We start from the raw sequence: 20,051 nt of genomic DNA, 5'->3' as shown, positions 1-20,051 counted from the left end.
CAGGCGATAACTTCCTGAAATACGCGGTTGCAGGGGGCTGCTTGTGCTGTTTTGTGCGGATTCCGCCAGGAAGTGTCAATTTTCTTTGACAACTCGGGGCTGTTGCGGAACACTGACACTTGGGGCTGTGTCGGAGCAAGGCGGTATGGAAAACACCTATGGCTCTCCGGTCGTGTCCCGATCTGGCGGTGCCTCTTCTGCCCCGGTGGCAACAGGGGGCGCGGCACAGTCCGATGGTGTTTCCGAGTGTGCCGGGTCCGCCATTGGCGAGGTACTCCGGTTTGCGGCCGATGTGGTCGCGCGTCTGGTTGCGAAAGATGCGGAAGTGGGCGCGGACGTCAGGCGAGGATTTTTCGATTACTTCCTGACGGTGGTCACGGAGGATGAGCCGGTTTCGTTCGAGGCTCTGAGGGCTGAAATGCGCCGCGCGCGTGTCACCCCCGAAATGCTGGCGGACGAGTTCATTCCCGATGTGGCGCGCCGTCTGGGGGAAATGTGGCACCGCGATGAGGCGACCTTTGCCAAGGTCAGCATCGGGTCGGCCCGGCTGCAGGCCATCCTGCATGACATCAGCCACGATTGGCGCGCAGATTCGCTGCATGGCAGCGGGGCAGGGACCGTCCTGCTGGTTTTGCCTTTGGGAGAGCAGCATACACTTGGGGCGTGTGTTCTGGCCGCCCAGTTGCGCCGCAGGGGCGTGTCGGTCTGTGTCTGTATCGGGCCGGATGCGGGGGATTTACGCCGATTGGTGCTTCGCAGGCATTTTGACGCCGCGATGCTGTCGCTTGGGGCCCACGAAAATCTTGATATTTGTTGTAACTTCGTGGAAACGATCCGTGAGGGTTTGGGAAATGATGTGCGGATCGCCGTTGGCGGTGCAATTCTTGAATCCGAAACGGATCTTGCCGCGCGTCTTGGCGTGGATGTCGCAACCCAAGACCTTGAGGTCGCGCTGGCGGCACTTGGGTTGGATGGCGGTGCCAAGGCGGCAAGGCCTACGGTGTGATGGAGGCCCTGGCGATCAGTCAGGGCGATATGTGTAGCGCAATGGTGCTGATTTGACCACGGACGGTCGCCATCTGATGAATATGGGGAAGATTCCGCTGATCGCGCCGGATCTTCTTACAGACATACTGGCATCCGCATCCGATATTGCGCTGCTTGTTTCGCCGCAACGGCGCATCCTTTCCGTTCTGGTCAATCCGCTGCACCGTAGCTTCGGGCAGGTTGGCGATTGGGAAGGGCTGGCGCTGTCCGATGTGCTGGCGCCCGATAGCCTTGCCAAGTTCGAAGCCCGGCTTCCCGATCTGCGCGCCGAGCAACGTGTTCCGGTGACGATGGAACTGAACCACCGCGATCGCGAGAACTGGACCTTCCCGGTCCGATACTCGCTGCACCGGGTGTCACAGGATGATTCAATCCTGATGCTGGGCCATGACCTTCGCCCCGTTGCCGAGGTGCAGCAGCAACTGGTTTCGGCGCAACTGGCCCTTGAGCGCGACTATGAATCGCAGCGCGAGATGGATACGCGCTACCGCGTTCTGATGGAGATCAGCCGCGATCCGGTGGTGATGGTCAGCATGTCCACGGGCCGCATGACCGACCTGAACCCTGCCGCCGCGCAGATTCTGGGCGGATCGCGGTCCGAACTGCTGGGCGCGCCGATTGCACAGGAATTCGAGGGGCGCCGCCGGGGCGAGCTGCTTGAAGCGCTGTCAACCCTGGCTGTGTCGGAACGTGCGGCCCCGATCGAACTGATCGTGCGCCGGTCGCAGCGTCGGGTGGTGTTGACGCCGACAGTGTTCCGCGCTGCGGGCGAACGCATCGTTCTGTGCCAGCTTGATGCCAGCGACGCCGTGCCCGTGACCGACGATCTGGGCGATGCCCTGGGGCGGCTTTATCACGAGGGTGTTGACGGGATCGTCTTTGCCGATGGAGAAGGCGTGATCCGGGCGGCCAATGAATCCTTCCTGAATCTGGTCGATGCGGCGAATATCTCGATGGTGCGCGGGCGCGCGCTGTCTGACTATCTGGTGCGCGGATCGGTCGATTTGCGGGTCATTCTGGATACGGTCAAGCGGACCGGCCATCTGCGGATGTATGCCACGCGCCTGACCACCGATTTCTCGGGGCAGATCGCGGTGGAAATCTCGGCCAGTTGGTTGAATGACCGGCCGAATCCGGTGCTGGCGCTGGTGGTTCGTGACGCCAGCCGTGCCGATTCGATGCGCCGGTCGCCCGGCGGCATGGGCGAAGACGGTGCGCGCAACGTGATGGAGCTGGTCGGGGCCTCGACCTTGAAGGAAATCGTTGCCGAAACCACCGACGTGATCGAGCGGATGTGCATCGAGACGGCGCTGGAACTGACGCGCAACAATCGCGTGGCAGCGGCCGACATGCTCAGCCTGTCACGGCAATCCCTATATGTAAAACTTCGCAAATACGGGCTGTTGAACAAGGACGGCGAATAGCCGGGACGGCCTTACGCATCGGTTTCGGAAGGCGTGCCGCAGGGCGCGCCTTTTTTCATTCTGACCGGGCAGAAGGGCAGGGCGCGCGCGGCTGCGTTATCTGGTCGCGCTTGATCTTTGTCAATTTCATATGGCAATTCTTCTGTCAACTTCGGTTGACACTTTAGGAGGCCTCCGATGAGAATCGTCTTCGTCCACCCCAATTATCATTCCGGCGGAGCCGAAATCGCGGGCAACTGGCCTCCGGCTTGGGTCGCGTATCTGGCGGGGTCGCTGAAAACCGCCGGCTTTGACGACATCCATTTCATTGATGCGATGACGCTGCATGTCGGCCATGATGAACTGCGCGCCCGGCTCAAGGAACTGAAGCCTGACCTGATCGGTGTGACCTCGATCACGCCCTCGATCTATGAGGCCGAGGAAACGCTGAAGATCGCCAAGGAGGTCGTGCCGAACGCGGTGCGCGTTCTGGGCGGCGTCCATGCCACGTTCATGTATCGCCAGGTGCTGTCCGAAGCACCCTGGGTGGACGTGATCGTCCGCGGCGAGGGCGAGGAGATCATGGTTGCTCTGGCCGAAGCCGTGCGTGATGGCCGCTGGCCGGAAGATCGCCGCAGCATCAAAGGGCTGGCCTTCATCGACGGCGACGAGATCGTCGCCACCCAGGCCGCGCCCACCGTCAAGAACCTGGACGCGATCAAGCCGGACTGGACGCTGATCCAATGGGACAAATACATCTACATCCCGCTGGGGGTAAGGGTCGCCATTCCGAACATGGCGCGCGGCTGCCCGTTCACCTGTTCGTTCTGCTCGCAGTGGAAGTTCTGGCGCGATTATCGTGTGCGCGATCCCAAGGCGGTGGTGGACGAGATCGAGGATCTGGTTGAAAACCACGGCGTCGGCTTCTTCATCCTGGCCGACGAGGAACCGACGATCAACAAGAAGAAGTTCGTCGAATTCTGTCAGGAGATGATCGACCGCGGTCTGAACCACAAGGTCAAATGGGGCATCAACACCCGCGTGACCGACATCTACCGCGACCGCGAACTGCTGAAATTCTATCGTGAAGCGGGCCTTGTCCACATCAGCCTTGGCACCGAAGCCGCCGCCCAGTTGAAGCTGGACCTGTTCAACAAGGAAACCACTGTCGCCGAGAACAAGGAGGCGATCCGCCTTCTGCGCGAGGCCGACATCTTCACCGAGGCGCAGTTCATCGTCGGTCTCGACAACGAGACCAAGGAGACGCTGGAAGAAACCTTCCAGATGGCCTGGGACTGGCAGCCCGACTTGGCGAACTGGTCAATGTACACGCCTTGGCCCTTCACGCCGCTGTTCCAGGAAATCAAGGATCAGGTCGAGGTCTTCGACTTCTCGAAATACAACTTCGTGACGCCGATCATGAAGCCCGCCGCGCTGACCCGGGGCGAGCTGCTGGACGGCGTGATGAAGAACTACCGCCGCTTCTACATGCGCAAGGCGCTGTTCCACTATCCGTGGCGCGGCACCGGGTTCCGGCGCAAGTATCTGCTGGGCTGCCTCAAGGCCTTCCTCAAGGCCGGGGTGGGGCGCACCTTCTATGACCTTGGCAAGGCCGGCTACTGGGGCCCGCAGACCAAGGACAAGGTGGACTTCCACTTCGACGATACCCGCAAGATCGCCGAGGCGCAGGTCGCCGACTGGGAAGCCGCAGCCGACCGTTCGCGCAAGCACAAGGAACGTCAGGCGGCGATCAAGGCCCAGATGAAGGAACGCGCCGCCGAACGGTCTGCCGCCAACTTCGTGATGCCCGCCGATGCCGAGGACGAGTTCGACCTGTCGGCCGAAGCACACGAGGCGCGCAGCGCCGAGCACAGCACAGTCGCGCCAAGGGCCGAGGGTCCGATGGCATGCGGCGGTGGCAAGGAACAGATGGTGGATGCTGCCGAGTAACGGAGGGACAGCCATGGACGGCAGTCGCGCCTTCGAACCCAAAGAGGGTTCGGCCCGGATCGGGCCGAACGCCATTCTGCAAACCATCGCCGTGCTTGACCATTGCGAAGGTCAGGTCGTGCGCGACCGGGTGATGTCCGTGGCCGGGGTCGAGGTGCCGCCTGCGGATGCGGGGATGCTGCCCGAAGCCGATTGTCGCGCAGTGCATGATGCCGTGCGCAGCGTGATGGGCGAAAAGGCCGAGGGCATCCTGCGCCTCGCCGGTCTGGCGACCGGAGACTACATCCTTGCCAACCGGATTCCACGGGCCGCGCAGGCGGTGATCCGCGCGTTGCCCGGCTATGTCGGGGCCTGGGTTCTGGCCGGCGCCATTGCCAAACATTCTTGGACCTTCGCCGGTTCTGGCAAGTTCCGTATCGTCAGCCACCTGCCGTTGGTGTTCGAACTGCGGAACAACCCGCTGGCGCCGGTCTTCGCTGACCATGCCGCCTGTGTCTGGCATGTCGCGGTGTTTGAACGGCTGTTCGCCCGGCTGGTCTGGCCTTCGGTCGTGGTCGAGGAGACCGACTGCGCGTCGACGGGGGACGACATCTGCCGTTTCGCCCTGCATCCGCAGGGTCTCAGCCGCCGCAACCGCGCCAACGGCATCTGATCCAGCCAAACCGGACCATGGTCTCTGTCTAAGGTGCTGTGGCCATTTTACGCAAGGAGTGTCAGGATTGATTTACACTCTGCCCTTGCCCGACTCCGCAATGTCCTGTCTATTTCCATCATGAGCACATCTGTTTCCATCGCGCCCCGGCGCCTGCCCGAACCTGCCGCCATGCTGCGGCTGATCAAGCCTGTCACCTGGTTCCCGCCGATCTGGGCCTTCCTTTGCGGGGCGGTAAGCTGCGGTGTGCCGCTTGGCCCCAACTGGATGCTGGTCGCGCTTGGCATGGTGCTGGCCGGCCCCATCGTCTGCGGCATGAGCCAGGCCGCCAATGACTGGTGCGACCGCCATGTCGATGCCATCAACGAACCCGACCGACCCATCCCCTCGGGCCGTATCCCCGGCCGCTGGGGCCTGTATATCGCGCTGGCCATGTCGGCGCTGTCGCTGGCCGTGGGCTGGCTGCTTGGCCCCTGGGGCTTTGGCGCGACGGTCGTCGGAGTGATCGCCGCCTGGGCCTATTCGGCCGAACCGGTGCGACTGAAACGGTCCGGCTGGTGGGGGCCGGGTCTGGTGGGCCTCAGCTATGAAGGCCTGCCCTGGTTCACCGGCGCGGCGGTGCTGCTGCATGGCGCGCCGCGGTTCGAGATCGTCGCCGTGGCGTTCCTGTATGCCTTTGGCGCGCATGGAATCATGACCCTCAACGATTTCAAGGCGCTGGAGGGCGACCGTGTTCACGGTGTCCGCTCGCTGCCCGTGGTTCTGGGGCCGGAAGTCGCGGCCAAGGTGGCTTGCACGGTCATGTCGCTGGCGCAGCTTCTGGTAATCTCGCTTCTGCTGGTCTGGTCCAAGCCCTGGCACGCGCTGGCGGTCTTCGCGCTTCTGCTGCTGCAATTTGCGGCCATGCGCGTTCTGTTCCGCGACCCCAAGGGCAAGGCGCCCTGGTACAACGGCACCGGCGTGGTGCTGTATGTCGCGGGGATGATGATCTCGGCTTTCGCGCTGCGGGGGCTGTAACGGCATGCGTCTGAGCTGGCTTCAGATTGTCCGCCTTGGTCTGGTGCAGATGTGCATCGGGGCCGTGGTAGTGCTGACGACCAGCACGCTGAACCGGCTTATGGTGGTGGAACTGGCGCTGCCGGCGCTGGTGCCCGGCGCGCTGGTGGCGCTGCATTACGGCATCCAGATCACCCGGCCAAGCTGGGGTTTCCGGTCCGACACCAAGGGCAACCGCACCGCCTTTGTCATCGGCGGCATGGGCGCGCTGGCGTTGGGGGCCTTCTTGGCCGCCGTGGCGGTGGTGATCATGCTCGACACCCGGACCGGCGGCCTGCTGCTGTCGGTTCTGGCCTATGCGCTGATCGGCCTTGGGGCAGGGGCCTCGGGCACCTCGCTTCTGGCGCTGCTGGCCACCGCCACCGACCCGCGCCGCCGCGCTGCCGCCGCCACCATCACCTGGCTGATGATGATCTTCGGCATCGCCGCCACCGCCGGCACCGTGGGCGCGCTGCTGCAACCCTATTCGCCCGCGCTGCTGCTGGAAATCGTCGGCGTTGTGACGGCGGGGGCGGTGCTGCTGACCACGGCCGCGATCTGGGGGATCGAGCGGCGGGTGATTGCCGACCGCGACCCAAAGCCCTCGCCCTTCCGCGAAGGGCTGGCCGAGATCTGGCGCGAACCCCGCGCGCGGGCCTTTACCCTGTTCATCTTCCTGTCCATGACCGCCTATTTCCTGCAGGAACTGATCCTTGAGCCCTTTGCCGGGCTGGTCTTCGGCTTCAATCCCGGCCAGTCGACGCAGCTTTCCGGGGCGCAGAACGGTGGCGTGTTTGTCGGTATGCTGGTGGTAGGCATCGCCTCGACCGGCCTGCGCATCGGCAGCCTGCGGTTCTGGGTGATCTTTGGCTGCCTTGGTTCGGCCGCCGCCCTGGCTGTGATCGCCGGACTGGGCCTGTCGGGAGCGGGCGGGCTGGTGCCGGCCGTGGTGGCCATGGGCTTTTTCAACGGGGTCTTCGCGGTGGCGGCCATCGGGTCGATGATGGCGCTGGCCGGGGCCGGACGCGAGGCGCGCGAGGGCACCCGCATGGGCCTTTGGGGCGCCGCGCAGGCCATTGCCGCCGGTTTCGGGGGCCTTCTGGGGGCCGGGGCGGCGGATATTCTGCGCACCGTCCTTTCGGACCCTGCCGCTTTTGGTGCTGTATTCCTGGGCGAAGCCGCCCTGTTCCTGATTTCGGCCGTGGTGGCCGCCTCGGTGATCGAATCCGCTGCCCCGCGCCGCCAGACCGAGCAAACCACCGAGAAAACCCTTGTCCCGGGAGAATGAGATGACCGAGACGCCAGATTTCGACGTATTCGTGGTGGGGGGCGGCCCCGCCGGCGCCACCGCCGCAAATGACCTGGCCCGCGCCGGGCGCAAGGTGGCCCTGCTGGACCGGGCCGGCCGCATCAAGCCCTGTGGCGGTGCCGTGCCGCCCCGGCTGATCCGTGACTTCGACATTCCCGATGAACAGATCGTCGCCAAGGTCAATTGTGCCCGCATGGTCTCACCCACCGGGCGCAAGGTCGATATCCACATCAAGGGCGGCTATGTCGGCATGGTCGACCGCGAACAGTTCGATGAATTCCTGCGCGCCCGCGCCGCCAGCAGCGGCGCCACCCGCCTGACCGGCACCTATGTGCGGATCGACCGTGATGACAAGGGCACCCATGTCGTCTGGCGCGACAAGGCCAGCGGCGAGGAACGCCGCACCTTGGCCAAGGTTGTGATCGGTGCCGACGGTGCCCGCAGCCAGGTGGCGCGTGAGAACGTTCCAGGCGGCGATACCATCCCTTATGTCATCGCCTATCACGAAATCATCCGCGCGCCCGAAGCTGTGCCGGGCTATGACCCCGCGCGCTGCGACGTGATCTATGACGGTCGCATCTCGCCCGATTTCTATGGCTGGGTGTTTCCGCACGGCAAGACCGTCTCGGTCGGGATGGGCACCGGGCATGACGGTTTCGATCTGAAAGAGGCCACCGCCGCGCTGCGCGCCTCGGCCGGGCTGGCGCAATGCGAGACGATCCGCAAGGAAGGCGCCCCGATCCCGCTGAAACCGCTGGATAGCTGGGACAATGGCCGCGACGTGGTGCTGGCGGGCGATGCGGCGGGCGTGGTGGCCCCCTCCTCGGGCGAGGGGATCTATTACGCCATGGTCGGCGGCCAGGTTGCGGCCAAGGCCGCGGCGGCGGTGCTGAAAAGCGGGCGCGCCGCCGATCTGGCGTTGGCCCGCAAGACCTTCATGGCCGAACACAAGAACGTCTTTCGTGCCCTGCGGTCGATGCAGGACGCCTATTACAAGAGTGACGAGCGGCGCGAGCGGTTCGTCAGCCTTTGCCATGATCGCGACGTGCAGACGCTGACCTTTGAAGCCTATATGAACAAGAAGCTGGTCTCGGCGCGGCCCTTGGCGCACATCAAGATCGGCATCAAGAACCTTGCGCATCTGATGGGGCTGGTAAAGCCGGAATGGACATGATGACCGAAGCGGCGGCATCGCTGGAAGAAAAGATCCCCGCCTGGGTGGATGGCAAGCTGACCCCGGTCGGCAAGCTGGAGGTTCACCAGAAGGGCCTGCGTCACAAGGCCGTTTCGGTGTTCGTGGTGGACGGTCGGCGTGTGCTGATCCAGCGTCGGGCGGCGGGCAAGTATCATACCCCGCTGTTGTGGGCCAACACCTGCTGCACCCACCCCCGTTGGGATGAAGAGCCGGCTGCCTGCGCCGTGCGCCGCCTGCGGGAAGAGCTGGGTATCACCGGCGTTTTCCCCGCCTTCGCCGACCGGGTGGAATACCGGGCCGAAGTGGGCAACGGGCTGATCGAGCATGAGCTGGTTGACATCTTCGTGGCGGAAGCCAAGCCCGACCTGAAGGTCGAGCTGAACCCCGACGAGGTGGCCGAAGTGCGGTGGGTCGATCTCTACGACCTGTCGGCCGAGGTGCTGCGCAACCCCGAGCGGTTTACGCCCTGGGTCCGCATCTACCTGACCGAACATATCGACCGCATCTTCGGATCGGGCGCGGTCCGGGGCGATTGAGACGGGCGCGCCGGCGGATGCCGGGCGCGTCTTCTGAACATCAGCGAAGTCTGCGGCGAAGATCAGGTTCTTCCGGGTTCTGCCGCGTCGTTCAGGCGGGCCTGAAGCCAGGGCAGCAAAAGCGCCGCCACCTTGTCCGCGGCCTCTTCATGCACCAGATGGCCAAGCCGGGGCAGTTCCTGATAACTGGCCGTGGTCATCCGCCCCGCGGCCGCGCGAGAGATGCGTGCAGGCACCGTGCGGTCGCCGGACGAGGCGATCAGTTGCACCGGCGTGACGATCCGGGGCAGCCGCGCCAGCAGCGGCTCCAGCCGCCAGGCGGCCATCATCGCCAGCGTGCCATCGACATGGCCCCGGTTCTGCACCAGCCACAGGTACTGCGCCAATCCTGCGGCATCGAGATGCGACCCCGTAGATCCGATCAGCCGGTTCACGGCGGCCGCATTGCCCCAGACGCGGGAAAACAGGTCGGGCACGAAGGGCGTGGCGGCCAGAACGCGGGCGAACAGCGGAAACAGCACGCCCGCCGCCCCTTCAAAGGTGCCAAGGGCCGCATTGATGCCAACCACGGCGCGCAGCGGCACGCTCTCGGCCAGCCGCAGCGCCAGTGCCGCCCCTGCGGAATGGCCGATCACCGCCTGCGGTTGCCATCCCTGCTGGGCGATCAGACGCGCCAAATCCTCGGCCACGGCGTCAATCCCCAGCCGGGCGCGGTTGCCCGCACGGGTGCAGCCCTGGCCGGGATGATCTATCGCCAGCACGCGATAGCCCGACAGATGCGGAATCAGGTTGCGGAAACTGTGGGCCGATCCGCCCGCTCCGTGCAGCAGCAGCACGTCCGGCCCGGTGCCAATGTCCAGCACCGCCCAGTCATTCGGGGCGCAGGCAATGCGGGAAATACGGTCGCGATAGGGCCAGTCGCGGGGCAGGCGGGCAGGTTCCACTCGGCTTCCTTCGGCAGATCAGCGCGACGGGCGCTGCGCGGCGGACCCGTCTTTCCAGTCTTGCGCAAAGGTATAGCGGCAATGCGGGCAGGAAAGGGAGTCCCGCCCGCGCGCCGGTGCCGAAGGCGGCGCAACTTCGTGCACCGAGAACCAGCCGCCACAGTTCGGGCAGGTGTCGATGTCTCTCATGGTCTTCGCTCCTTTCGGATGGCGGTCTTACGCGCCAAGCGCGGCTTCCAGCACGTTCGACAGCCGGTGTGCATCGGCGCGGGGCAACGCCAGATAGGTGCCGTCCATCGCGCGCGACAGGTGTTGCAGGCTGGGCTGCGGCCGGTTGGCGGTGTCGATCACCAGCGTGGGCGTTGCGGTGGCCCGGATCGCCTGCGCGGCCTTCAGGGCATCCGCCTCGGCCCGGGGGCGGTCGGCGGTGCCGTCCAGCGCGATATTGCCGCGCCCATCGGTCAGCACGGCGATGGTCGGCGTCAGCCCGCGTTTGCGCGCCTGATCGGCGGTGGCCATCGCCAGCGTCAGCCCCGAGGCCAGCGGCGTGCCGCCACCGCCGGGCAGCGCGCAAAGCCGCCGTTTGGTCTGCACAAGGCTGCGGGTGGGCGGCAGGATCAGCTCTGCCTGCATCCCACGGAACGCCAGCAGCGCCACATGGTCACGCCGCGAATAGGCCTGGCCCAGCAAAAGCTCGATCGCGCCCTTCGCTTCGGCCAGACGGGCGAAGGCGGACGAACCGGAGGCATCGACGGCGAAGATCAGCACGCGGTCGGACATTTCCTTGAACCGCTTGAGCCGCAGGTCAGAGCCGCGCACCAGCAGCACCGCCTCGGGGCGGTTTGCCTCGCGCCGGCGCAGCGGCTGCCAGGGGGCGGCGGCGCGCAGGGTGGCCACCAGGTCGATCCGGGCGCCCGGCACCAGACGGCCGGGGCGCGATGGCAGCGGGCGGCCACGGCGGTTGCCCTGCCGCTCATCCCCGGTGCCAGAGGCACCCTTGGCGGCGCGGGCGGCACGGCCGGCGGCCAGATGTTCCAGCAGGTCGGCCGGCAGGGCGGCGCGCACGGCTTCGACCAGCACTTCCTCGGGGATCGCGGTGTCGTCCTGCTGATTGTCGGAGGGGCCCTGATCGGGCTGATCCTCGGGCGGCGGTGGCGGTGGAGGTTGGTCCTGATCCTGCGACGATTCGGGGGCAGGCAGCGCGCGGTGGGCATAGGTCAGGTCGGCGGCGACGCGCAGGTCGTCTTCGGTCACCACGGATCGGCCCATCAGCGCGGCATGGGCGCGGGCGGCGGCGATGGCCAGAAGTGGTGCCCGCAGCGAGACGATGCCCAGTTCGGCGGCGGCGCGGGTCAGAAGGCCCGCCGCATCCGGCGGCACCCGGACCAGAGCCAGCCTGTCCCGCGCGGTGGCCAAGGCGTCCGCGTCCAGCCGCAGCGGTTCGGTCTCGGACCAGATGATTCCATCAAGCGACAGGAACAGACCGAGCCTGTCGGTCAGGGCCGTGGGCAGGGTTTCATCAGGGTCGGCTGATTCGTCCAGCGCGATCAGGCAATGCGCGGGGGCATCCAGCGCAGTGGCCAGACGCGCGGCCAGGCCGGGCGGAGTGCGCTCGGCCATGGTCAGCACCAGCGCCGTTGGGTCGGCCAGCAGGCCGCGCGTCATCACCGGGCGGCCGGCGGCCAGGGTGGAGGACAGGTCCAGCCCGCCATAAAGCGCATCGTCGGCCACGTTGGGATGCAGCCGGCGCAGCGGCAGGGGCAGGGCGGCCAGACCGTCGGTCACCCGGTCGCGCAGGGCACCGGCACGGGCGCGCAGCCACAGCCCCTTCAACCCGGCGGGGTCGATGGCCAGAAGCGACAGGGCGATTTCCGCCCGATGGAGGGGCGGGATCAGGGCAACACCTCGGTCAGGGATCGCGCGACGCGGGCGCCCGATCCGGCTTCATCCAGCGGGTCGCGGCGCAGGCGGTGCGACAGGGCCATGGGGGCAACCGCGCGCAGGTGGCTGCGGGCCACGGCGGGGGCGCCTTCAAAGGCGGCCAGGGCGCGTGCGGCGCGCAGCAGCGTCAGTTCCCCGCGCAGCCCGTCAGACCCAAGCGCGATGCACAGGGCCGCGCAATCGTGCAGGGTGGTGTTGGGGGTGTCCAGCTTCGGCAACGCCTCGCGCGCGGCCAGAATCTGGTTGCGCAGGCCCGCATCCATCGGGCGCCACAAGGACATGAACGTCTCGTGATCGTTCTCATAGGCGTCGCGGCGCTTGATCACCTCGACCCGGGTGTCGATGTCGCGCGGCGAGGTGACTTCGACCGACAGGCCGAACCGGTCCAGCAATTGCGGCCGCAGTTCGCCCTCTTCCGGGTTGCCTGAGCCGACCAGCACGAACCGCGCCGGGTGGCGGATCGACAAGCCTTCGCGTTCGACCACGTTCTCGCCCGACTGCGCCACGTCCAGCAGCAGATCGACGATGTGGTCTTCCAGCAGGTTCACTTCGTCGATGTAAAGGTAGCCACGGTTGGCGCGGGCCAGAAGGCCCGGCTCAAAGGCCTTTTCGCCCCGGGTCAGGGCGCGTTCGATGTCCAGCGCGCCGACAACGCGGTCTTCGGTCACGCCAAGCGGCAGGTCGACCACGGGGGTAGGCTTGGTGATGATGCGGTCGGATGTGATCAACGCCCAGTCGGGGCACAGCTCGCGCCGGGCCGAGTTCACCGGGCAGCCTTCGACCGCCTCGATCGGCGGCAGCAGGGCGGCAAGGGCGCGAACAGCGGTGGATTTGCCGGTGCCGCGGTCACCGAAGACCAGCACGCCCCCGATGCCGGGGTCGATGGCGGTCAGCACCATGGCGGTTTTCATGGCGTCCTGGCCGACGATGGCCGAGAAGGGGAAAGGCTGACGCATGTCCCGGTGTCCTTTCAGGCGGTTCAGGCTGCCACCGTGGCGGTGCCAAGCCGGTCGGAAAGGGCGCGCCCCTCCCACCGGCCTTCGGCGCCAAGCAGGCGGAAGCGGGCGTAAAGTTCTTCGGAGAACCAGTTCTCCTCGCGCACGGACTTGATGGCCAATCCGTGCGGCGTGTTGCCGTGTGCAAAGGCGGCCATGGTGGCCGCATCGGGCCAGACCGAGAAGGTAACCTGATGCAGCAAGGGCAGTTCGCCAATGCCGATCTTGAAGATCACGTTCGGATCGGCGCCGATCCGGGCCGAGATTTCTGGCTCGCGCGCCCAGAAACGGCGGGCATTGCCGGGCTTGATGCTGGCGCGGGTCAGCGCGACCAGCGGGCCGGTGCCACTGTCTGGCCCGGCGGGAAACGGGTTCACACCGCCCCATGTCCCGCGTGAGGAAACCGGGGCCAGAAAAACCGTGGCGGATTCATCGGCATGGGCCCGCCAGCGTTGCCAGACAGGGCTTTGCGCCGTGCGGGCGCGGGCGGTTTCCAGATCGTCCCAGGTGGCCATGATGGCCCAGACACCCCAGTTGGGCCGGGGGGTGAACCCTTCGCCGGTGCCAGATCCGCAAAGTTTCCAGAAGCGCAGCGCAGATTCGTTCCGCAAGGTCAGCCGGGCCGACACCATCTGCGTGACCACCCAGAGGCGGTCAAGCGTTCCGTCAAAGCGGAACAGGCTGAGGCTGGCGACGGGCATCGGGCGCGGTCCCTTGAGTGTCAACTATGTGTGACAATTAATGCAGTGGGACGGAAGAGAAAATGACATATATCACTGCGCCAAGGCGACATATTGTCAATTTGGATTGACAGTCTATCATGAAAGCCATGACCCAAGCATCCTCCATCCCCCCCGCCAGCCCTGCTGCCCCTGTTTCCATGCCGAAACCCGATCCGACGGCCGCCGTGGTCATCGGTGCAGGCCTTGGGGGGCTTGCCGCAGCCATGCGGCTGGGGGCCAAGGGGTATCAGGTGACCGTGGTCGACAAGCTGGACCGTGCCGGCGGGCGCGGGTCGTCCATCACCAAGGGCGGGCACAGGTTCGATCTTGGCCCCACCATCGTGACCGTCCCGCAGGGGTTGCGCGATCTGTGGGCCGTCTGCGGCCGCGATTTCGACCAGGATGTGAAACTGGTCGCGATGGACCCTTACTACGAAATCCGCTTCCATGATGGCGAGACCTTCACCATGCGCGGTGATCCGGCCGCCATGAAGGCCGAGGTCGAGCGAATCCGCAAATCGGACCTCAAGGGATACGAGCAGTTCCTGAAGGATGCGGAAGAACGCTATTCCTTTGGCTATGAAGGCCTTGGCCGCCGCCCGCAGCACAAGCTGTGGGATCTGATCAAGGTGCTGCCGAAATTCGCCATGATGCGCGCAGATCGGTCGATCCATGACCACGCTGCCCGGCGTGTGCTGGACCGTCACCTGCGCTTTGCGCTGTCGTTCCACCCGCTGTTCATCGGCGGCGATCCGTTCCACGTCACCTCGATGTACGGGCTGGTCAGCCATCTGGAAAAGGCCTTTGGCGTGCATTACGCACAAGGCGGCATCCAGGCCATCGCGGATGCGATGGTCAAGGTCATCAAGCTGCAGGGGGGCACTGTCCTCCTGGGGCAGGAGGTGGACGAGATCCTGGCGCAGGACAACCGCGCCGCGGGCGTTCGGTTGGGCAATGGAACCGTGCTGCCCGCGGCGGTGGTGGTTTCGAACGCCGACCCCGGCCATACCTATGACAGGCTGATGCGCAACCGTTTCAAATGGCGCTGGACGCCGGAGCGTCTGGCGGCCAAACGCTGGTCGATGGGGCTGTTCGTCTGGTACTTCGGCACCAAGGGCACCTCGACCCAATGGCGCGACGTGGGGCACCACACCATCGTGGTCGGGCCGCGCTATCAGGCCCATATCAAGGACATCTTCGAAAACGGCAAGCTGGCCGACGACATGAGCCTTTATGTCCATCGTCCCAGTGTGACCGACCCGTCGGTCGCGCCGCGCGGGGATGATACGTTCTATGTGCTGTCGCCCGTGCCGAATCTTGCGAAGAACCCGGTGGACTGGGCGGCCGAGGCCGACCGTTACAAGGAAAAGGTCGCCGCGGTGCTGGAGGAACGGCTGATCCCCGGCTTCCGCAGCAAGATCACCGAAAGCCTTGTCTTCACGCCGGAAACCTTCCGCGACCGCTACCTGTCGCCCTATGGCGCCGGGTTCTCGCTGGAACCGCGCATCCTGCAATCGGCCTGGTTCCGGCCGCACAACATTTCCGAAGAGCTGCCCGGCCTTTACATGGTGGGTGCGGGCACCCATCCTGGGGCGGGGGTGCCGGGGGTGATCGGCTCGGCCGAGGTGACGGCGCAACTGATTCCCGATGCGCCGCACCTGCGGGCGCGGGCCTACCGGATGGCGGCGGAATGATCGCCGAGGCGGATCTTCTGGCCTGCCGGGCCGCGATCCGCACCGGATCGCTGTCGTTCCATTCGGCCTCGCGGTTGCTGCCGCGCCGGGTCTGCGATCCGGCGCTGGCGCTCTATGCCTTCTGCCGGCTGAGCGATGACGCGGTGGACGAAGGCGCCGACAAGACCGAAGCCGTCCTGCACCTGCGTGACCGGCTGGACCGGATCTATGCCGGCCACCCCTTCGACGCCGCGCCGGACCGTGCCTTCGCCGCCGTGGTGGAAGAGTTCGAGATGCCGCGGGAACTGCCCGACGCCCTGCTGGAAGGCATGGCCTGGGATGCCACGGGGCGGCGTTACGACACCCTGTCGGGGGTGCTGGATTATTCTGCCCGGGTTGCGGCGGTGGTCGGCGTGATGATGTGCGTGCTGATGCGGGTGCGCGAGGCGGATGCGCTGGCGCGGGCCTGCGACCTGGGTCTGGCCATGCAACTGAGCAACATCGCCCGCGATGTGGGCGAAGATGCCCGCGCGGGCCGGGTCTATCTGCCGCTGGACTGGCTGGCCGAAGAGGGGATCACGCCCGACGCGCTTTTCGCCTTGCGTGAACCGACGCCCGGTCTGCGCCGGGTGGTGCGGCGGCTGCTGGCGCAGGCGCGGCGGCTTTACTGGCGGTCGGAGTCGGGAATCGGGGCCTTGCCGGTTGCCTGTCGGCCTGGAATCTGGGCGGCGCGGCTGATTTATGACGGGATCGGCGGCGCCGTGGCGCGCAACGGGTTCGACAGCCTGACCCGCCGCGCCCATACCTCGAAACTGCAGAAGCTGGCTTGGCTGGGCGAGGCGGGGCTGCGGGCGGCGCTGACCAGCGTGATGCCGCAGCCTGCGATCATTCACGCGGCCCCCGAGCCGGAAGTTGCCTTCCTTGTGAACGCTGCGGCAAGGGGCGGGGTGGTGCGCGGGCGCAGCGATGCGCTACTGTCGGTTCTGGCACAGCTTGAAGCCCGGGACCGCAATCGCCGCGCCTCTGCCTGAGGGGCGATGACCGCGACCTGACTTCCGGGCGGGTGCTGCCTTGCGCGAGTCGCGCTTAGGAGGGCCATGATGAACCTGTCGATTTTCTTCACATACCTGCTTGCAACCGCCGCGGCTGCAGGCACCGGGGCGATGTTCAAGCCCGGCGAATGGTATGACGGGCTGAAAAAGCCCGACTGGACACCGCCTCGCTGGGTGTTCCCCACAGCCTGGACCACGCTTTACCTGCTGAGCGCGATTGCCGCGACCCGGTTGTCGGCGATCGAAGGCAATGCGCAGGCGCTGGCGCTGTGGTCGGCGCAGATCGCTTTCAATACCCTGTGGTCGCCGGTGTTCTTCGGGTTGAAGAAGATCAAGGCGGCCCTGGTGCCGATGGCGGGGCTTTGGGTTTCGGTTGTGCTGCTGACGATCTCGGCCTTCGGGCTGGATGTCTGGGCCGGGCTGATGTTCCTGCCCTATGTGGCCTGGGTCAGCGCCGCAGCGGCGCTGAACATCTCGGTCGTGCGGCTGAATCCGCAGGTCTCAGGCTGAGAGCTGGTCCAGAAGCCGGCGGGCTTCGTCCGCCGGTTCGGCCAGAACGCTGCGATCCTCGCCGGGATAGAAGCGGGCCCGCACCGCAGTGGGCATCGGCGCCGGGGTCAGCAGGCTGACCCTGGGGCCAATCTTGCGGGTCTCGGCGGCCCAGGCCCGGACAAGGGCAATCTGGCCTGCCTTGGTGATGCCATAGGCGCCGGCATAGGCGGTGCCGGGCATCGGGTCATCCAGGAACAGCGCCTGGCCCTGACCGGCCCGCAGCAGCGGTTCGACCATCGGGATCAGGGCGGCGGCGGCGCGCAGGTTGACGGCGATGGACTTGTCCAGATCGGCCATGTCGACCGAGGGCGCCGGTGTCAGCGCATCGGCGCGGATGGCGGTATGGGCCCAGAACTGCAACCCGCCCCAGCGCTCATGGATTGACCGGCACAGATGGCGCATCGCACCGTCGTCGGTCACGTCCATCGGGGCCAGCGTCACTCCGCCCGCACCGGGCAGGCCGGCGGATTTCACCTTGTCATCCAGCGCCTCAAGCCCGCCCACGGTGCGGGCCACCGCCACCACATGCCATCCCCGCAGGGCAAGCTGTTCCGCCAGCGAGAAGCCAAGGCCACGCGAGGCTCCGGTGATGAGGGCGATCTTCTGGGTCATGGCGGTTCTGGTTCCTTGCGTCGGCCAGGGTCTTGCGCAGCCCCCGGACCCCTGCGGGATATTTGAGGACAGATGAAAGGGCAAGGCGAAGGCTCAGCGACCCTTGGCCGCGATTTCGTCCTGACGGGTGCGGAGGATGGTTTCGACCAGAGCCTCGGGCAAAGGGCTGCCGGGGGTGAAGAGCACGCCCGATTTCGAGGTCTTGAACGGGTGGCAGTCGATCTGCGGGATGACGTTGCCGGAATGGGGGTAAAGACCCAGGTGGCGGGCGAAGGCTGCGTAGCCGGCGACCATGCGGCCCTTGGGCCCCGGCTGGCGAAAGCCGGGCATGGCGTAGGACATCACTTCCAGATGATCCGGCAGCAAGCGCGCAAGGGTTGCGCGCAGTTCGCGCAGCGCCGTCTGCTGGTCGGCGGGCAGGGCGGCAAGGTAGGCTTCGACAGCCTCGCTCACTCGGCCGCCTTCATCTGGAAGCCCTCGGCCAGCTTGTCAGCCGGGGCGACCGGATAGTCGCCCGAGAAGCAGGCATCGCAGAAGCGCGGCGCCTTGGGGTCGCGGCCCGCCGCCTCACCCGCGGCGCGGTAGAGGCCGTCGAGCGAGATGAACTTCAGGCTGTCCACCCCGATCCAGTCGCGCATCTCGTCCTCGCTCATGGTGGCGGCAAGGAGTTTTGACCGTTCAGGCGTATCGACACCATAGAAGCACGGCCAGGCCGTGGGGGGGCTGGCGATGCGGAAGTGGACCTCGGCCGCGCCGGCATCAAGGATCATGTCCTTGATCTTGCGGCTGGTGGTGCCGCGCACGACCGAATCGTCCACCAGGATCACCCGCTTGCCGCGAATGAGCGCCCGGTTCACGTTCAGCTTGAGCCGCACCCCCATGTTGCGGATCTGGTCGGTGGGTTCGATGAAGGTTCGGCCCATGTACTGGTTGCGGATGATGCCCATGCCGTAGGGGATGCCGCTTTCATGGGCATAGCCGATGGCCGCGGGCGTGCCGGAATCGGGCACCGGGCAGACAAGATCGGCCTCGACCGGCGCTTCGCGGGCCAGCTCCACGCCGATCTGCCGGCGCGTTTCATAAACCGAGCGGCCGCCGATGATCGAATCGGGGCGCGAGAAATAGACCTGTTCGAAGATGCAGAAGCGTGACGGCGCCGGCGCGAAGGGGCGCGATGACGACAGCGTGCCGTTCTCGATCACCACCATCTCGCCGGGTTCCACGTCGCGGATGTATTCGGCACCGATGATGTCCAGCGCGCAGGTTTCCGACGACAGCACCCAGCCTTCGCCGAACCGCCCGATCACCAGCGGGCGCACCCCCAAGGGATCGCGCACGCCGATCAGCTTGGTCCGGGTCATGGCGATGACCGAGAAGGCGCCTTCCACGGCGCGCAGCGCATCCTTGATGCGTTCGGCCAGCGTCTTCTGGATCGACCGCGCCATCAGGTGGATGATACATTCGCTGTCGGACGAGGACTGGAAGATCGAGCCGCGCTCGATCAGTTGCTTGCGCAGGGCGGCGGCGTTGGTGAGGTTGCCGTTATGGGCAATCGCGCAGCCGCCGATGGCGAATTCGCCGAAGAAGGGCTGCACGTCGCGGATCGCGGTGGCGCCTTTCGAGCCGGCGGTGGAATAGCGCACATGCCCGATGGCCAGCGGGCCGGGCAGGGTGTCCATCACATCGGGCTTGGTGAAGTTGTCGCGCACATAGCCGAAGCGCCGGGCCGAGTTGAAGCCGCCTTCCGGGTCATACGAGACGATGCCGCCGGCTTCCTGCCCGCGGTGCTGCAGGGCGTGCAGGCCAAGCGCCACGAAGTTGGAGGCGTTGGCCAGACCGATGACGCCGTAGATCCCGCACTCCTCCTTCAGCTTGTCCCCGTCTTGAAGCGGGTCGAAAGGGTGGGAAAGGAACGGGCGCATCAGGGCCTCCGAATCCGGGAACGGGATTGGGCTTCATCTAGTCGTTGCAAACCCGGCTGTCCACCTGCGGCGCGCCGCGTTGCGGCGCAGCCTCTGTGCGCGGTTACGGTGTTGCGGGGGCAGAGTCAGGTGCAGCAGGGGCCGCCGGCGTGCCGTTCGGCGTGCAGACGGTGGTCAGATCGTTGTAGCGCGCCACGATCCAGCCCGGTGCATCGGTCGGAATCGAGGCGTCGATCGAGGACTGGAAGTTGGCGAACACCTTGGCGGTGCGGGAATTGTCGATCGCCGGGATCGACTGGTTGGCCAGCGCGCGGTCATAGACGATGAAGGCCACCGCCACCAGAAGCACACCGCGCAGCACGCCGAACAGGAAGCCAAGCGCCTGGTCGATGCCGCCAAGTGCGGTGCGCTGGATCACCGACGAAAAAAGCGGTGTGAACAGCGCCGCCACGATCAGCCCCAGCGCGAAGACGCCGGCAAAGGCCGCCACCACCGACAATTCGCAACTGTC

The 20,051-nt window shown here is 66.2% G+C and carries 20 protein-coding genes; 11 read left to right on the top strand and 9 right to left on the bottom strand.

The window, feature by feature from the left end:
• Nucleotides 1-145: 145 nt before the first annotated feature.
• From C5F44_RS15855 to idi, 8 genes are all read left to right on the top strand, one after another.
• Nucleotides 146-1,006: a cobalamin B12-binding domain-containing protein gene (locus C5F44_RS15855; protein WP_107674521.1), complete on the top strand. Its 861-nt coding sequence runs from the start codon at nt 146-148 to the stop codon at nt 1,004-1,006.
• A gap of 76 nt (nt 1,007-1,082) precedes the next feature.
• Nucleotides 1,083-2,471 (top strand): transcriptional regulator PpsR, encoded by a 1,389-nt coding sequence (gene ppsR, locus C5F44_RS15850; protein ID WP_412917557.1) that lies wholly within the window; start codon nt 1,083-1,085, stop codon nt 2,469-2,471.
• Between the two features lie 177 nt (nt 2,472-2,648).
• The gene (bchE, locus tag C5F44_RS15845) at nt 2,649-4,400 is read left to right on the top strand and encodes a magnesium-protoporphyrin IX monomethyl ester anaerobic oxidative cyclase (RefSeq protein WP_107674520.1); all 1,752 of its coding nucleotides are present in this window, start codon (nt 2,649-2,651) and stop codon (nt 4,398-4,400) included.
• A gap of 13 nt (nt 4,401-4,413) precedes the next feature.
• Nucleotides 4,414-5,052, top strand: a complete 639-nt coding sequence (gene bchJ / locus C5F44_RS15840; RefSeq protein WP_107674519.1) for a bacteriochlorophyll 4-vinyl reductase — start codon at nt 4,414-4,416, stop codon at nt 5,050-5,052.
• Between the two features lie 120 nt (nt 5,053-5,172).
• Entirely contained in the window at nt 5,173-6,069 is an 897-nt protein-coding gene (gene chlG / locus C5F44_RS15835) for a chlorophyll synthase ChlG (RefSeq protein ID WP_107674518.1), read from the top strand.
• A 4-nt stretch (nt 6,070-6,073) separates the two neighbouring features.
• Complete coding sequence (locus C5F44_RS15830; protein ID WP_107674517.1) at nt 6,074-7,375, top strand: BCD family MFS transporter; 1,302 nt, start codon at nt 6,074-6,076, stop codon at nt 7,373-7,375.
• 1 nt (nt 7,376) lies between these two features.
• On the top strand, nt 7,377-8,570 hold the full coding sequence (locus C5F44_RS15825; RefSeq protein ID WP_107674516.1) for a geranylgeranyl diphosphate reductase: 1,194 nt from the start codon (nt 7,377-7,379) through the stop codon (nt 8,568-8,570).
• 20 nt (nt 8,571-8,590) lie between these two features.
• Nucleotides 8,591-9,127, top strand: coding sequence for an isopentenyl-diphosphate Delta-isomerase (gene idi, locus C5F44_RS15820; RefSeq protein ID WP_107674537.1), 537 nt, complete (start codon nt 8,591-8,593; stop codon nt 9,125-9,127).
• 62 nt (nt 9,128-9,189) lie between these two features.
• On the opposite strand, the gene bchO is transcribed toward idi, so the two are convergent.
• From bchO to crtA, 5 genes are read right to left on the bottom strand one after another with little or no spacing between them, the layout of a single operon-like run.
• Nucleotides 9,190-10,071 (bottom strand): alpha/beta fold hydrolase BchO, encoded by an 882-nt coding sequence (bchO, locus tag C5F44_RS15815; protein ID WP_107674515.1) that lies wholly within the window; start codon nt 10,069-10,071, stop codon nt 9,190-9,192.
• A gap of 18 nt (nt 10,072-10,089) precedes the next feature.
• A complete protein-coding gene (locus C5F44_RS18050) occupies nt 10,090-10,260 on the bottom strand; it encodes a hypothetical protein (RefSeq protein ID WP_181318300.1) in 171 nt (56 codons plus the stop codon).
• 27 nt (nt 10,261-10,287) lie between these two features.
• Nucleotides 10,288-11,967 carry a magnesium chelatase subunit D gene (locus C5F44_RS15810; protein ID WP_107674514.1) on the bottom strand — a complete coding sequence of 560 codons (1,680 nt, stop codon included), beginning with the start codon at nt 11,965-11,967 and terminating at the stop codon, nt 10,288-10,290.
• Nucleotides 11,964-12,968 (bottom strand): magnesium chelatase ATPase subunit I, encoded by a 1,005-nt coding sequence (gene bchI, locus C5F44_RS15805; RefSeq protein WP_107674513.1) that lies wholly within the window; start codon nt 12,966-12,968, stop codon nt 11,964-11,966. Before bchI ends, C5F44_RS15810 begins: the two co-directional genes overlap by 4 nt.
• Before the next feature lie 23 nt (nt 12,969-12,991).
• On the bottom strand, nt 12,992-13,708 hold the full coding sequence (gene crtA / locus C5F44_RS15800) for a spheroidene monooxygenase (protein WP_107674512.1): 717 nt from the start codon (nt 13,706-13,708) through the stop codon (nt 12,992-12,994).
• Between the two features lie 179 nt (nt 13,709-13,887).
• Between crtA and C5F44_RS15795 the strand changes: the two genes are divergently transcribed.
• The 3 genes from C5F44_RS15795 to tspO all read left to right on the top strand — a co-directional run bounded on the left by C5F44_RS15795 (nt 13,888) and on the right by tspO (nt 16,964).
• Nucleotides 13,888-15,423: a phytoene desaturase gene (locus C5F44_RS15795; RefSeq protein ID WP_107674511.1), complete on the top strand. Its 1,536-nt coding sequence runs from the start codon at nt 13,888-13,890 to the stop codon at nt 15,421-15,423.
• Nucleotides 15,420-16,433, top strand: a complete 1,014-nt coding sequence (crtB, locus tag C5F44_RS15790; protein ID WP_107674510.1) for a 15-cis-phytoene synthase — start codon at nt 15,420-15,422, stop codon at nt 16,431-16,433. The genes C5F44_RS15795 and crtB overlap by 4 nt, the downstream gene beginning before the upstream one ends.
• A gap of 69 nt (nt 16,434-16,502) precedes the next feature.
• The gene (gene tspO / locus C5F44_RS15785; RefSeq protein ID WP_107674536.1) at nt 16,503-16,964 is read left to right on the top strand and encodes a tryptophan-rich sensory protein TspO; all 462 of its coding nucleotides are present in this window, start codon (nt 16,503-16,505) and stop codon (nt 16,962-16,964) included.
• Here the strand turns inward: tspO and C5F44_RS15780 are convergent.
• The 4 genes from C5F44_RS15780 to C5F44_RS15765 form a co-directional block, all read right to left on the bottom strand.
• Nucleotides 16,956-17,618 (bottom strand): SDR family NAD(P)-dependent oxidoreductase, encoded by a 663-nt coding sequence (locus tag C5F44_RS15780; RefSeq protein ID WP_107674509.1) that lies wholly within the window; start codon nt 17,616-17,618, stop codon nt 16,956-16,958. The two genes, tspO and C5F44_RS15780, sit on opposite strands and share 9 nt — an antisense overlap.
• Before the next feature lie 93 nt (nt 17,619-17,711).
• Nucleotides 17,712-18,071, bottom strand: coding sequence for an iron chaperone (locus C5F44_RS15775; protein WP_107674508.1), 360 nt, complete (start codon nt 18,069-18,071; stop codon nt 17,712-17,714).
• On the bottom strand, nt 18,068-19,540 hold the full coding sequence (gene purF / locus C5F44_RS15770) for an amidophosphoribosyltransferase (RefSeq protein WP_107674507.1): 1,473 nt from the start codon (nt 19,538-19,540) through the stop codon (nt 18,068-18,070). The genes C5F44_RS15775 and purF overlap by 4 nt, the downstream gene beginning before the upstream one ends.
• 103 nt (nt 19,541-19,643) lie before the next feature.
• The coding region (locus tag C5F44_RS15765) for a CvpA family protein (RefSeq protein WP_107674506.1) at nt 19,644-20,051 on the bottom strand (408 nt) is incomplete at its 5' end.

This window comes from Fuscovulum blasticum DSM 2131 (assembly GCF_003034965.1).
Taxonomy (GTDB): Bacteria; Pseudomonadota; Alphaproteobacteria; order Rhodobacterales; family Rhodobacteraceae; genus Pseudogemmobacter; species Pseudogemmobacter blasticus.
This window is presented reverse-complemented; position numbering and strand designations above follow the sequence as displayed.